This is a genomic window from Streptomyces sp. NPDC034103 (assembly GCF_055575395.1).
This window is the reverse complement of the sequence record NZ_JBVISS010000010.1, coordinates 160,978-176,435: the sequence shown is the minus strand read 5'-3', so window position 1 is coordinate 176,435 and position 15,458 is coordinate 160,978. Positions and strand designations below refer to the sequence as shown.

Below are 15,458 nucleotides of genomic sequence, written 5' to 3'. Positions count from 1 at the left end.
GGGGGACTCCCGGACGACATAGGGGTGGGGGCCACCAAGCTAGGGGCCCATGAGCACCAGGCACCGGTCGACACACGCACCGTCGTCCTGCTGGGATTCGGGGAAACCAACGCATCACCTCGACACCCACCCGTTCGGATTCCCACTTCCATCCGGCCCGATCGCGGTCTCGACGCAATTCCCGGGGAGCTCTGGAGACAGTGTTGGCGGACAACAAGGCGCGCGAGAATTCCATGACCCCGTCCGGCGACGGGCCGGCCGACGGTGACGAGGCGATCGCCGTCGTGGGGCTCGCCTGCCGCCTGCCCGGAGCCCCCACCCCCGCCGCCTTCTGGGAGTTGCTGCGCGCGGGCGGCCACGCCGTCCGCGAGCTCCCCCCGGAACGCCTCGGCGCCGCGGCCACCGACGACGGAACCGACGGCGAGCAGGACACCCGCACCCCCCGCTTCGGCGCCTTCCTCGACCAGGAGCAGATCGAGGGCTTCGACGCGGCGTTCTTCGGCATCTCGCCGCGCGAGGCCACGCTGATGGACCCCCAGCAGCGCCTGGCACTCGAACTCGGCTGGGAGGCGCTCGAGGACGCCGGACTGCCCCCGACGGGGCTCGCCGGCCAGCGCTCCGGTGTGTTCGTCGGCGTCATCGCCGACGACTACGCCGCGCTCTCCGCCCGCCTCGGCGCCGACGCCCTCGGCCCCCACTCCATGACCGGCCTGCACCGCAGCATGATCGCCAACCGGGTCTCGTACGCCCTCGGCCTGCGCGGCCCCAGCATGACCGTGGACACCGGCCAGTCGTCCTCCCTGGTCTCGGTCCACCTCGCCTGCGAGAGCCTGCGCACCGGTGAGAGCACCGTCGCCCTCGCCGGCGGCATCAACCTCAACCTCCTCCCCGAGACCACCGACCGTGTCGCCCGCTTCGGCGCCCTCTCCCCGGACGGCCGCTGCCACACCTTCGACGCCCGCGCCAACGGCTACGTGCGCGGCGAGGGCGGCGCCGTCGTCGTCCTCAAACGCCTCTCGAAGGCCGTCGCCGACGGCGACACCATCCACTGCCTGCTGCTCGGCAGTGCCGTCAACAACGACGGCGGCGGCGCGTCCCTGACCGCCCCCCTGCGCGCCGCCCAGGAGGAAGTCCTGCGCCTGGCCCACCAGCGGGCCGGCACCGACCCCGCGGACGTCCAGTACGTCGAACTCCACGGCACCGGCACCAAGGTCGGCGACCCGGTCGAGGCCGCCGCCCTCGGCGCGGCCGTCGGTACGGCCCGCGAGCCCGGCGACCCCGTGATGGTCGGCTCCGTCAAGACCAACGTGGGCCACCTGGAAGGCGCCGCCGGCATCACCGGCCTCCTCAAGGTCGTCCTCAGCCTCCGGCACCGACTGCTCCCCGCCAGCCTCAACTACGAGACACCCAACCCCGAGATCCCCCTCGACCGGCTCAACCTGAGCGTCCAGCGGACCACCGGCCCGTGGCCCGCTGACGACCGGCCGCTGCTCGCCGGCGTGTCCTCGTTCGGCATGGGCGGCACCAACTGCCACGTCGTGGCCGCGGAATGGACCGGAGCCTACGAAGCCACCGCCCCGGAAAGTGACACCGCGCCGTTCGCCCACACTCCCGTGACGTGCTGGCCGCTCTCCGGCCGGAATCGCGCGGGCCTGCGGGGGCAGGCGGCGCGGCTGGCGGCGTTCGCCGGTGAGCGGACGGAGGTGTCGCTGCCGGACATCGGGTGGTCGCTGGCGACGGGCCGGGCCGCGCTCGATCACCGTGCGGTGGTGCTGGCGGGTGACCGGGGTGCGGCTGTGGGGGTGTTGGGGTCGGTGGCGGAGGGTGTGCCGTCGGCTGGTGTGGTGTCGGGGGCGGTGTCCGGGGAGTCGGGCCGGGTGGTGTTTGTGTTCCCGGGTCAGGGGTCCCAGTGGCTCGGCATGGGGGCGGGGTTGTGGGAGGCCTCGCCGGTCTTCCGGGAGCGGCTTGCGGAGTGTGAGGCGGCTCTTGCGCCGTTGGTGGACTGGTCTGTGGTGGATGTGGTGCGGGGTGTGCCTGGTGCTGCGTCGCTGGACGATGTGGTGGTGGTGCAGGCGTCGTTGTGGGCGGTGATGGTGTCGCTTGCGGCGGTGTGGCGTTCGGTGGGTGTCGAACCGGGCGCGGTGATCGGGCACTCACAAGGTGAGATCGCCGCTGCCGTGGTGGCGGGTGGGCTGTCGGTGCAGGATGGCGCCCGGGTCGTGGTCCTGCGGGCGCAGGCGATTGCGGAGAGCCTGTCGGGCAACGGCGGGATGGTCTCCATCGCGGCGAGCGCCGATCGGGTGCGCGAGTTGACCTCCGTGTGGGGTGAGCGGATCTCGATCGCCTCCGTCAACGGCCCTTCGTCGACCGTGGTTTCGGGTGAGCCGGGGGCTCTCGACGAACTGACAGCCGCCTGCGAAGCCGAGGGGATTCGGGCGCGTCGTATCGCGGTCGACTACGCGTCACACTCCCCGCAGGTGGAGTCCATCCGGGAGCAAGTCGTCGACGCCCTCAGGGACATCGAGCCCCGTTCTGCGGAGGTGCCGTTCTACTCGACGGTGACCGGTTCGGTGTTCGACACCAGCGGCTTGGATGCCGGGTACTGGGTGACGAACCTGCGTCAGGAGGTGCGTTTCGACGCGACCGTCCGCGAGCTTCTGACGGATGGCTTTGGCTACTTCGTGGAGTGCAGCCCTCACCCGGTTCTGACCGTTGGTATGCAGGAGACGTTCGAGGACCACGCCGACGCTCAGGCCGCGGTCGCGTTGGGGACCTTGCGCCGTGACGAGGGCGGGCCCGAGCGGTTCCTGACGTCCCTCGCCGAGGGCTACGTCCGTGGACTCACCGTCGACTGGAACGCCCTCTACGCCGGCACCGGCGCCCGGCGGGTCGAACTGCCCACCTACGCCTTCCAACGGCAGCGGTACTGGCTCGACACCGTTGTCTCCGTGGATGCCCTCGCCGCGCCCAGGGTGCGACCGGCCGCCGTGCCGGAAGCCGACGAGACAGCGGACGCGGACGCCCACGCGCTGCGCCGCGAGCTCGCTCTCCTGAGCGAGGCCGAGCAGGAGGCAGCGCTGTCACGGCTGGTGCGGACCCACGCCGCCGCCGCGCTCGGGCACTCCTCGATGGACGCGGTGGACACCGGTGTGTCGTTCAAGGAGCAGGGCTTCGACTCGCACCTGTCCGTGCAGCTGCGGAACACACTGAGCGCCGAGACCGAGCTGTCGCTGTCCACGACCGTGCTCTTCGAGCATCCGACCCCGGACGCCCTCGCGCGCCACCTGCGAGCCACCCTGTTCGGCGCGGCCGCGCCCGCCGTGCAGGAGGCCGCCGCCAGGCGTACCGAGGACGACGAGCCCATCGCCGTCGTCGGGATGGCCTGCCGTTTCCCGGGCGGTGTCAGCTCTCCCGACGAGCTGTGGGAGGTGGTGGCGGGTCGCCGGGACGTGATCGGCGACTTCCCGGACAACCGGGGGTGGGACCTGGAGAACCTCTACGACCCCACCCTGGAGCGCCAGGGCACGAGTTACGTGCGCAGCGGCGGCTTCCTGCGGGAGGCGCCCGACTTCGACCCGGCGTTCTTCGGGATCTCGCCACGCGAGGCCCTGGCCATGGACCCGCAGCAGCGGCTGCTGCTGGAGACCTCGTGGGAGGCGGTGGAGCGGGCCGGACTCGACCCGCTGTCCCTCCGGGGGAGCCGGACGGGCGTGTTCTTCGGGGCTATGTTCCAGGAGTACGGGCCCCAGCTGAAGGACGGGGCCGAGGGCGTGGACGGGCACCGGCTCACCGGTGGCACGACCAGCGTGGCCTCCGGCCGGGTGGCGTACACCCTGGGCCTGGAGGGCCCCGCCGTCACCGTGGACACGGCGTGCTCGTCGTCGCTGGTGGCGCTGCACTGGGCCGTGCGCTCCCTGCGGTCCGGGGAGTGCTCCATGGCGCTCGCGGGCGGCGTCACCGTCATGTCCACGCCCGGCATGTTCGTGGAACTCAGCCGTCAGGGCGCGCTGTCGCCCGACGGGCGCTGCAAGGCGTTCTCGGCGTCGGCCGACGGCACAGGGTGGGCCGAGGGCGTGGGCACGCTCCTGGTGGAGCGGCTGTCGGACGCGCGGCGCAACGGGCACCCGGTGCTCGCGGTGATCCGGGGCTCGGCTACCAACCAGGACGGCGCGAGCAACGGCCTCACCGCCCCGCACGGGCCCTCCCAGCAGCGGGTGATCCGCGCGGCGCTGGCCGACGCGGGCCTGTCCGCCGCCGAGGTGGACGCTGTGGAGGCGCACGGCACCGGGACGACGCTGGGCGACCCGATCGAGGCCCAGGCGCTGCTGGCCACCTACGGCCAGGACCGACCGTCCGGCCGTCCGCTGTGGCTGGGGTCGGTGAAGTCCAACATCGGCCACACACAGGCCGCCGCCGGCGTGGCCGGTGTGATCAAGATGGTCATGGCCCTGCGGCACGGGACGCTGCCCGGGACCCTGCACGTGGACGAGCCGTCTCCGCACATCGACTGGTCGCAGGGGGCGGTGGAGCTCCTGACCGAGCCGGTGGAGTGGCCGCGCGACGGCCGCCCGCGGCGCGTCGGTGTGTCCTCGTTCGGTATCAGCGGCACCAACGCCCACCTGATCCTGGAGGACGCGCCCGAGGAGCCCGCCGCCGCGGTCGCGGGTCCCGGCCGGACGGGCACACCGGCCGGAACGGAGCCGCGGCAGGGCGCGGAAGAGACGCCGGCCGGTCGGCACGAGGAGCCCGGCCTCGCCGTGGCCGCCGGGCTCGTCCCGTGGCCGCTGTCGGGGCGCAGCGAGGAGGCCCTGCGCGCCCAGGCGCGGCGCCTCGCCGGCTACGTCGGGGAACGCCCGGAGCTGTCACCGGCCGACACGGCCCTGTCCCTGGCGACCACCCGGTCGGTGCTGGAACACCGGGCCGTGGTGCTGGCGCAGGGCCGCGACGATGCCCTCCCCTCGCTCTCCGCACTCGCCGACGGCGTACCCACTCCCGGGGTGGTGGCGGGTGTGGCGGATGTGCGGGGCCGGGTGGTGTTCGTGTTTCCCGGTCAGGGTTCGCAGTGGGCGGGGATGGCGGTGGAACTGCTGGACGCTTCCCCGGTGTTTGCTCGTCGTTTCGCCGAGTGTGATGCGGCGTTGGGTGAGTTCGTGGACTGGTCGGTGACGGATGTGCTGCGGGGGGTTGTGGGTGCGCCGAGTCTGGAGCGCATCGAGGTGTTGCAGCCGGTGTTGTTCGCGGTGAACGTGTCGTTGGCGGCGTTGTGGGAGTCGGTGGGTGTGGTGCCGTCGGCGGTGGTGGGTCACAGCCAGGGTGAGATCGCGGCGGCGTTGGTGGCGGGGGCGCTGTCGTTGCGGGATGCGGCGCGGATCGTGGTGTTGCGCAGTGCCCTGTTCGCTGAGCGTCTGGTGGGGCGTGGGGCGGTTGCTTCGGTGGCTTTGTCGGCGGGTGAGGTGCAGGAGCGTTTGGGCCGGTGGGAGGGCCGGTTGGTGATTGCCGGGCGTAATGGTCCCGGGGCGGTGACGGTGGCGGGTGAGGTGGCGGCGCTGGAGGAGTTCGTGGCGTCGTGCAAGGCGGATGATGTGCGGGCGCGGGTGGTGGGTTCGACGGTGGCGTCGCACTGCGCTCAGGTGGATCCGTTGCGTGAGCGGATTTTGGAGTTGTTCGCGGATGTGGTGCCGGTGCGGGGCAGGGTGCCGTTCTATTCGACGGTCACTGGTGGGGTGCTGGACACGACTGGGCTGACGGCGGAGTACTGGTTCGCTAATGCGCGTCGGCCGGTGGACTTCGAGGGTGCGGTGCGGGCGCTGTTGGAGGACGGGTTCCGTTTCTTCGTCGAGTCCAGCGCTCATCCGGTGCTGGTCATGGGTGTCGACGCCACCAGTGACGATGCCGGTACCGATGCCGTGGCTGTGGGGACGCTGCGGCGTGACGAGGGCGGCCCGGGGCGTTTCCTGACCTCGGTGGCGGAGGGGCATGTGCGCGGTCTGCCGGGGGTGGACTGGCGGGCCGTGTTCGCCGGAACCGGCGCCGGCACCCTGCTGGACCTACCCACCTACCCCTTCCAGCGCGAACGCTACTGGCTGGAGCCCTCCTCCGCGGGCGCGGGCGACCCGGCAGGGCTCGGACTGCGCGCCGCCGACCACCCCATGCTGGGCGCTGCCGTGGAGGTCGCCGGCGGCGGGCAGCTGCTGCTGACCGGGCGGCTCTCCCTGCGCTCCCACCCCTGGCTGGCCGACCACGCCGCTCTCGGCACCGTCCTGCTGCCGGGCGCCGCCTTCACCGAACTGGCCCTGCGCAGCGCGGAGTCCGCCCGCTGCGACCGGCTGGAGGAGCTCACCCTGGAGGCGCCGTTGGTCCTCCCCGCGGACGGTGCGGTCCAGCTCCAGATCACTGTTGCCGCCCGGAGCGACGACGGCCGGCGCGCCATCGAGATCCACTCCAGGCCGGAGACCGCCCACGGGGACGACGACGGCGCCACGTGGACCCGCCACGCCTCCGGCACCCTCACCGGTCTCGGTACTGCAGCCCCCGCACCCGTGGATTCGGGGCTCGGGGTGTGGCCTCCGGCGGGTGGCGTGCGGGTGGACGTGGGGGATTTCTACGAGCGGGTGGGGGACGCGGGGTACGGGTACGGTCCCGCGTTCCGTGGGGTGCGGTCGGTGTGGCGTGTGGGTGGGGAGGTGTTCGCGGAGGTCGCTCTGCCGGAGGAACAGGCCAGGGACGCGGGGCGGTTCGGTATCCACCCGGCCCTCCTGGACGCCGCGCTCCACCCGATGCTCCTCGCCCGGCTCGACCAGCCCGGCGGCACCTCCGAGGACGACGCCTCCGTCAGCCTGCCGTTCGCCTGGAGCGGCGTCACGCTGCACGCCGTAGGAGCCACCACCGTCCGCGTCCGCGTCGCCCCGGCCCAGTCCACGGCCGACACGGTGGCCGTGACTGTCGCCGACACCACCGGCGCACCCGTCGCCACCGTCGACGCCCTGAGCCTGCGCCCCGTCTCCGCCGACCGGTTGCGCACCGCAGGCTCCGGGAACGACCTCAAGCTGCGCAACGCGCTGTTCCGCACCGAGTGGAAGGCGCTTCCGGCCGACGCGCTGCCGGCCGGCACTGAGGACACCTCCTCCTGGACACTGCTCGCCCCCGCAGACGGCGAACCGGCCGGATCACTGGCCGCCCAGGCGATCGGCCGCCCGGAGGCACTGGTCACCCTGGACGGGACCGCCACCGAGGTCGTGAGCGTCCCCGAGATCGTCGTCGCGGACCTCACCGCCCCGGACCCGTGCCTGGCCCCAGGTGCGGAGCCGTCGCCGGACGCGTCCCTCATGCCGGAGACGGCCTCCGACGTCGTGGCGGCTGCGCACCGGGCCACGGCCGCTGCCCTGGACCTGGTGAAGTCGTGGCTCGCGGACGAGCGGTTCGCCTCCGCGCGCCTGGTCGTGGTCACCCGCAGTGCCGTCTCCACAGGGCCGGGCGACCCGGTCACCGACCTGGTGCACGCGCCGGTGTGGGGTCTGGTGCGGTCGGCGCAGTCGGAGAACCCGGGCCGGTTCGTGCTGGTGGACGTGGACGGTCATCCGGCGTCGGCTACGGCGTTGACGGCGGCCGTGGCCGGTGCCGTTGCGGCCGGTGAGCCGCAGGTGGCGGTACGCGGCGGTGCCGTGCTGGTCCCGAGGTTGGCTCGTGTCGCGTCGACAGGTGGCCCGGCGGGCGACGCGGTGTGGGATCCGCGCGGGACGGTGTTGATCACGGGTGGTACGGGGACGTTGGGTGGTCTGCTGGCGCGGCATCTGGTGGTGGAGCGGGGGGTGCGGCATCTGCTGTTGACCAGTCGCCGTGGTCTTGAGACGCCGGGTGCGGCGGAGTTGGTGGGCGAGCTGCGGGGGCTGGGTGCGCAGACCGTTGACGTCGTGGCGTGTGACGCGGCGGATCGTGAGGCGTTGGCCGGGGTGTTGGGGGGTGTGCCTGCGGAGCGTGGGTTGAGGGGTGTCGTGCACGCGGCGGGGGTGCTGGACGACGGTCTCGTGGGGTCGTTGGACGGTTCGCGCCTGGAGCGGGTGTTGCGGCCGAAGGTGGACGCGGCGGTTCATCTGCACGAGCTGACACGGGAGTTGGACCTGTCGGCGTTCGTCCTGTTCTCCTCCATCGCCGGCACTTTCGGCAACCCTGGCCAGTCCAACTACGCCGCCGCCAACGCCTTCCTCGACGCCCTCGCCTCGCACCGCAGGGCATCCGGCCTGCCGGCGCACTCCCTCGCGTGGGGCCTCTGGGAACAGTCCACCGGCATGCTCGACCACCTCGACGGCGACGACCTGGCGTGGATGCGCCGTGCGGGCATCCACCCCCTGCCCGCCGACCTCGGCCTCGCACTCCTCGACACCGCGACCACCCTGGACGACGCCCACCTGGTGCCGGTCCTCCTCGACCCGGCCACCCTGCGCGGCGAGGCCGCCTCCGGGATGCTGCGCCCGCTCTTCCGCGACCTGGTGCGCACCGGCTCCCGACCCCAGGCAGCGGCGGCGAACCCCACCGACGGATCGGCCCTGGCCCAGCGCCTCGCCGGCCTCACCGAGGAACAGCAGGAACGCGAGATCCTCGGACTCGTACGGGCCCAGGTCGCCACCGTCCTGGGGCACGCCACACCGGAGACCGTCGCCCTCGGACACCCCTTCAAGGAGTTGGGTTTCGATTCCTTGACGGCGGTGGAGTTGCGGAACCGGTTGAACGCGGTGACGGGGTTGCGGCTTCCGGCGACGTTGGTGTTCGACTATCCGACGCCGTTGGCGTTGGCGGGTTTTGTGCGGGGTGAGGTGCTGGGCCTGGGGGCGGCTGTGTCTCCGGGTGCGGTGACTTCTTCGGTGGTGGCCGGTGGTGTCGGGGTGGATGAGCCGGTGGCGATCGTGGGGATGGCGTGCCGTTTCCCGGGTGGGGTGGGGTCGCCGGAGGGGTTGTGGGACCTGGTGGCTTCGGGCGGAGACGCGGTGTCGTTGTTCCCGGAGGGCCGTGGGTGGGATGTGGAGGGGTTGTACGACCCGGATCCGACGGCAGTGGGCAAGTCGTACGCCCGTGAGGGCGGGTTCTTGGAGGGGGCGGGGGAGTTCGATCCTGCGTTCTTCGGTATTTCGCCGCGTGAGGCGTTGGCGATGGATCCGCAGCAGCGGTTGTTGCTGGAGACGGCGTGGGAGGTGTTCGAGCGCGCTGGCATCGATCCGGCGACGGTGAAGGGGAGCGCGACCGGGGTCTTCGCCGGCGTCATGCACCACGACTACGCCTCCGCCGCCGGGCAGCCCGAAGAACTGGAGGGTTACGCCGTCACCAGCACCCAGGGCAGCGTCGCGTCCGGCCGCGTGGCCTACACGTTCGGCCTGGAAGGTCCCGCGGTGACGGTGGACACGGCGTGCTCGTCGTCCCTGGTGGCGCTGCACCTGGCCGTGCAGGCCCTGCGGTCCGGTGAGTGCTCCATGGCCCTCGCGGGCGGAGTCAGCGTGATGGCCACCCCCTGGGTGTTCGTGGAGTTCAGCCGGCAGCGCGGCATGGCCCCCGACGGGCGGTGCAAGGCGTTCGCGGCGGCGGCCGACGGCGCGGGATGGTCCGAGGGCGTCGGCTTGCTGCTCGTCGAACGGCTCTCGGACGCGCGGCGCAACGGGCATCCGGTGCTGGCAGTGGTCCGGGGCACGGCGGTGAACCAGGACGGTGCGAGCAACGGCCTGACCGCGCCGAACGGTCCGTCCCAGCAGCGCGTCATCCGGGCGGCGCTCACCAACGCACGGCTGACGGCGGCGGACGTGGACGCCGTGGAGGCCCACGGCACGGGGACGACGCTGGGCGACCCGATCGAGGCCCAGGCACTGCTGGCGACCTACGGCCAGGACCGTCCGGCGGACCGGCCGCTGCGGCTGGGGTCGGTGAAGTCCAACATCGGGCACGCCCAGGCGGCAGCCGGTGTGGCCGGCGTGATCAAGATGGTGCAGGCCATGCACCACGGCGTCCTGCCCAGGACCCTGCACGTCGACGAACCGACACCGCACGTGGACTGGTCCGCGGGTGCCGTGGAACTTTTGACGGACACCGTGAACTGGACGGCGGACGGTGAACGCCCGCGCCGCGCCGGGGTGTCGTCGTTCGGCATCAGTGGGACGAACGCGCACGTGATCCTGGAGGAGGCGCCGGAGCTGGAGGGGGCGCAGGAGTCTTCCGGTGATCCGCGTCTGGTCTCGGGTGTGTTGCCGTGGGTGGTGTCGGGTCGTTCGGATGCGGCGCTGCGTGCGCAGGCGGGGCGGCTTGCGGAGTTCGTCGCGGAGCGTCCTGCTCTGACGGTCGCGGATGTGGCGCGTTCGCTGGTGGAGACGCGGTCGGCTCTGGAGCACCGGGCGGTGGTCTTGGCGGGTGACCGGGATGCTGCCGTGGAGGTGTTGGGGTCGGTGGCGGAGGGTGTGCCGTCGGCTGGTGTGGTGTCGGGTGTGGCGTCCGGGGAGCCGGGCCGGGTGGTGTTCGTGTTCCCGGGTCAGGGGTCGCAGTGGCTGGGGATGGGGGCGGGGTTGTGGGAGTCCTCGCCGGTGTTCCGGGAGCGGCTGGGGGAGTGTGAGGCTGCCCTGTCCGCGTTGGTGGACTGGTCTGTGGTCGATGTGGTGCGGGGTGTGCCTGGTGCTGCGTCGCTGGACGATGTGGTGGTGGTGCAGGCGTCGTTGTGGGCGGTGATGGTCTCGCTCGCGGCGGTGTGGCGTTCGGTGGGTGTGGAGCCGGGTGCGGTGATCGGTCACTCGCAGGGGGAGATCGCTGCCGCTGTGGTGTCCGGTGGGTTGTCGGTGCAGGACGGCGCGCGGGTGGTGGTGCTGCGGGCGCAGGCGATTGCGGAGAGCCTGTCGGGCAACGGCGGGATGGTCTCCATCGCGGCGAGCGCCGATCGGGTGCGGGAGTTGACCTCCGTGTGGGGTGACCGGACCTCGATCGCTTCCGTCAACGGCCCGTCCTCGACGGTCGTTTCGGGTGAGCCGGGAGCTCTCGACGAACTGACGGCCGCCTGCGAAACCGAGGGGATTCGGGCGCGTCGTATCGCGGTCGACTACGCGTCGCACTCCCCGCAGGTGGAGTCCATCCGGGACCAAGTCGTCGAGGCCCTCAGGGACCTCGAGCCCCGTTCTGCGGAGGTGCCGTTCTACTCGACGGTGACCGGTTCGGTGTTCGACACCAGCGGCCTGGACGCCACGTACTGGGTGACGAACCTGCGTCAGGAGGTGCGTTTCGACGCGACCGTCCGCGAGCTGCTCACAGACGGCTTCGGCTACTTCGTGGAGTGCAGCCCCCACCCGGTCCTGACGGTTGGTATGCAGGAGACGTTCGAGGACCACGCCGACGCCCAGGCCGCGGTCGCGTTGGGCACCCTGCGCCGTGACGAGGGCGGGCCCGAGCGGTTCTTGACCTCCCTCGCCGAGGGCTACGTCCGTGGACTCACCGTCGACTGGAACGCCCTCTACGCCGGCACCGGCGCCCGGCGGGTCGAACTGCCTACCTACGCCTTCCAACACCAGCACTACTGGCTGGAGTCCGTTCCCACCGGTTCCGGTGATCCCGCCGGCTTCGGGCTTGCCGACGCCGAACATCCGTTGCTGGGTGCGTTGGTGCGGATGGCGGCTGAGGATCGTGTGGTTTTGGCGGGGCGGGTGTCGTTGGGTTCGCATCCGTGGTTGGTGGATCACGCGGTGTCGGGTGTGGTGGTGGTGCCGGGTGCGGCGTTGATGGAGTTGGCGTTGCGGGCGGCGGACGAGGTGGGGTGCGCCGTGGTGGAGGAGTTGACGTTGGCGGCGCCGTTGGTGGTGCCGGAGCGTGGGGGGTTGCAGGTTCAGCTCTCGGTGGGTCCGCCCGACGAGACGGGACGCCGGGAACTCACCCTCCACTCCCGCCCCGAGGGCGCGGCGGACGGCGTCGAGTGGGTGCAGCATGCGATCGGCGCCGTCAGCACACAGGAGCCGGTGGCCGGGGTCTCGCTGACCGCTTGGCCGCCGCCGGGGGCGGAACCGGTGGACGTGGATGGGTTCTACGAGCGGGTGGCGGCCAAGGGGTACGAGTACGGGCCGTCGTTCCAGGGGCTGCGCGCCGCGTGGCAGGTCGGTGACGAGGTCTTCGGGGAGATCGAACTGCCCGAGACCCTGCATCAGGATGCGGAACGGTTCGGAATCCACCCGGCGCTGCTGGACGCCGCGCTGCACCCGCTGCTGCTGCGGGCGGAGGACCGGCCACTGCGGCTGCCGTTCGCGTGGGGTGATGTGGCGTTGTTCGCGGTGGGTGCGCGGGTGGTGCGGGTGCGGGTGAGCCCGGAGGGTGAGGACGCGGTGTCGGTCGTCCTGGCAGACGGGGCGGGTTCGCCGGTGGCGTCGGTGGGTTCGCTGGTGCTGCGGGCCGTGGACCCGCGCAAGCTGCGTACGGTCGACGACCCGATGAGGGATGCCCTGTTCCGGATGGAATGGGCCGCGCTGGGGTCCGGGTCGAAGGAGTCGGCCGCGCCCGCCGCGACGGTCGAAGTGGGTCCGGCGGGGGAGCGGCTGACGGACGCGCCCGGCTTCCCGGACCTGGCGGCCCTGGCGTCGTCGGTCGACGCGGGCGCGGAGGCGCCGGACACGGTGATCGTTCCGCTCGGTCGCGGGCACCGGGACGGTGATGTGCCGGGTGGGGTGCGTGCCGTGGCGTCGGAGGCGTTGGGGCTGGTGCAGGAGTGGCTGGCGCTGGACCGTTTCGCCGGGTCGCGCTTGGTCGTGGTGACGAGTGGCGCGGTGCCCGCCGGGGACGCGGGAGACACCGGGGACGGTGCCGACGCTGACGGCGCCGTGGATCTGGTGTCGGCTCCGGTGTGGGGTCTGGTCAGGGCCGCGCAGGCGGAGAACCCGGGCCGGTTCCTGCTGCTGGACATCGACGGTGACGAACGCTCGCGGGCTGCGCTGCCCCAGGCCGTCGCGGCGGCGGTGGCGGCTGAGGAGCCGCAAGTAGCGGTGCGGGGAGGAGAGTTGGTCGTACCGAGGATGGTGCGGGCGGGCGAGTCCGGTGGGCCGTTGCTGCCTCCGGCCGGCGTCGAGGCGTGGCGGCTGGACACCACGGGGCCGGGCACGCTGGAAAGCCTGGAGCTGCTGCCCGCTCCGCAGGCCCTGGAGCCGTTGGGTGAGGGGCAGGTGCGGGTGTCGGTCCGCGCGGCGGGCGTCAACTTCCGCGACGTCGTGGTCAGCCTCGGCATGGTGCCCGGTCAGGAGACCCTGGGCAGTGAGGGCGCCGGTGTGGTGACCGAGGTAGGTCCCGGAGTGACCGGGCACGCGGTCGGGGACCGGGTCATGGGCCTGATTCCGCAGGGCGCGTTCGGCCCTGTCGCCGTGGTCGACCAGCGGTTGGTCACCCGGGTCCCGGACGGCTGGTCGTTCGAGCAGGCCGCGGCCGTGCCGGCGGTGTTCCTGACCGCGTACGTGGGCCTGGCGGATCTGGGTGGGTTGTCGGCGGGTGAGTCGGTGCTGGTGCACGCGGCCACGGGTGGTGTGGGGATGGCCGCGGTGCAGTTGGCGCGGTACTGGGGTGCGGAGGTGTTCGCGACCGCCAGTGAGGGCAAGTGGGACATCTTGCGGGAGATGGGTTTCGACGCTGATCACATCGCGTCGTCGCGGGACCTGGGCTTCGAGGAGAAGTTCCTGCGGGTGACCGGCGGGCATGGTGTGGATGTGGTGCTGGACTCGCTGGCGAGGGAGTTCGTGGACGCCTCGCTGCGACTGCTGCCGCGAGGTGGCCGGTTCCTGGAGATGGGCAAGACCGACATCCGCGACCCCCGCGAGGTCGCCGAGCGCCATCCCGGCGTCACCTACCAGGCCTACGACCTGGCGCAGGTCGAGCCCGACCGGGTGGCCGCCGTCCTCGCGGAGCTGCGGGAGTTGTTCGAGCGGGGTGTGCTGGAGCCGTTGCCGGTGCGGACGTGGGACGTGCGCCGGGCGCCGGAGGCGCTGCGGTTCATGAGCCAGGCCCGTCACACGGGCAAGCTGGTGCTGACGGTGCCGCGCCCGTGGGACACGGCGGGCACGGTGCTCGTCACCGGCGGGACGGGAACGCTGGGCGGGCTGCTGGCCAGGCACCTGGTGGCCGAGCGCGGGGTACGGCACCTGCTGCTGACCAGCCGGCGCGGCCCGCACGCCCCCGGCGCCACCGAACTCATGCGGGAACTGCGGGAGTTGGGCGCGGAGACGGTGGACGTCGTGGCCTGCGACGCAGCCGACCGCGAGGCGCTGGCCTCGGTGCTGGCGTCGATACCGGGCGAGCGTGCGCTGACGGCTGTCGTACACACCGCCGGAGCCCTGGACGACGGCCTGGTGGGTGACCTGACCCCGCAGCGGCTGGACACCGTCCTGCGGCCCAAGGTTGACGCCGCCCTCAACCTCCACGAACTCACCCGGGAAGCGGATCTCGCTGCCTTCGTCCTCTACTCCTCCTTCGCGGGAGTCATGGGCAATCCCGGCCAGGCGGGATACGCGGCGGCGAACGTGTTCCTGGACGCGTTGGCGGGGGTGCGCCGGGCCCAGGGGCTGCCGGGTGTGTCGTTGGCCTGGGGCCATTGGGAGCAGGCCAGTGAGCTGACCGGGCGGCTGGAGGCGAACGACCTGTCGCGGCTCGCGCGTTCAGGCATCGTGCCGATGCCCGCCCCGTTCGGGCTGAGCCTGTTCGAGGCCGGCTGCGGGGTGGACGAACCGATGGTCGTCACCGCGCGGCTGGAGGTGGAGGCGTGGGCGTCGGGCGGGAGTGAGGTCACCCGAGCGCTGGCTCGGGGTCTGACGACGGCCGGGAACGTCCGGCGCCGGACGCGTGCCGCGGCCGGCGATGGTGAGGCGGGCGGCTCGCAGTTGGAGCGGCGCCTGTCGGCGATGCCGCGGGCCGAGCGGGTCTCGTACCTGGTGGATGTGGTGCGTGCTCACGTGGCCACGGTGTTGGGGCACGGTTCGCCGGCGGCGGTGGATCCGGGCCGGGCGTTCAAGGAGATCGGCTTCGACTCGCTGACCGCCGTGGAACTGCGCAACCGGCTCCAGACCGCGACCGGACTGCGCCTGCCCGCGACCCTCGTCTTCGACCACCCCACCCCCGACACCCTCGCCGAACACCTCCTTCAGGAGCTGTCGCCCGAGGAGGACACGGCGCATGGGACCGAGTCCCTGCTCGCCGAACTCGCCCGGCTCGAATCGGCCTTCGCCGCGGTCTCCGCCGACGAGGCCGGACACTCGACCGTCGCACGGCGCCTGGAGAACCTGCTCGCGGCCTGGAAGGAAACAGGGCCGGCGCAGCGCAAGGAAACAGCCGGTGATCGTCTCAAGTCGGCATCCGCTGACGAAGTCTTGGATTTCATCAACAGCGAGCTCGGGATTTCCTGAACGGTCACGATCCCGCCGCGGACGAGCCGTTCGCGCCCTTCCGGAATTCCCGCAAGCTCGAAGGAGGACCGCGTC

General features: G+C 72.3%; 1 protein-coding gene. It reads left to right on the top strand.

Annotation, left to right across the window (positions count from 1 at the left end):
• Window positions 1–233 precede the first annotated feature (233 nt).
• Window positions 234–15,383 carry an SDR family NAD(P)-dependent oxidoreductase gene (locus ACZ56U_RS23450; protein WP_469086126.1) on the top strand — a complete coding sequence of 5,050 codons (15,150 nt, stop codon included), beginning with the start codon at window positions 234–236 and terminating at the stop codon, window positions 15,381–15,383.
• Window positions 15,384–15,458: the final 75 nt, after the last annotated feature.

What these genes read in the sequence shown, in the direction of transcription:
- ACZ56U_RS23450 (WP_469086126.1), top strand. Translation starts at nt 234, where the DNA reads ATGACCCCGTCCGGCGACGGGCCGGCCGACGGTGACGAGGCGATCGCC.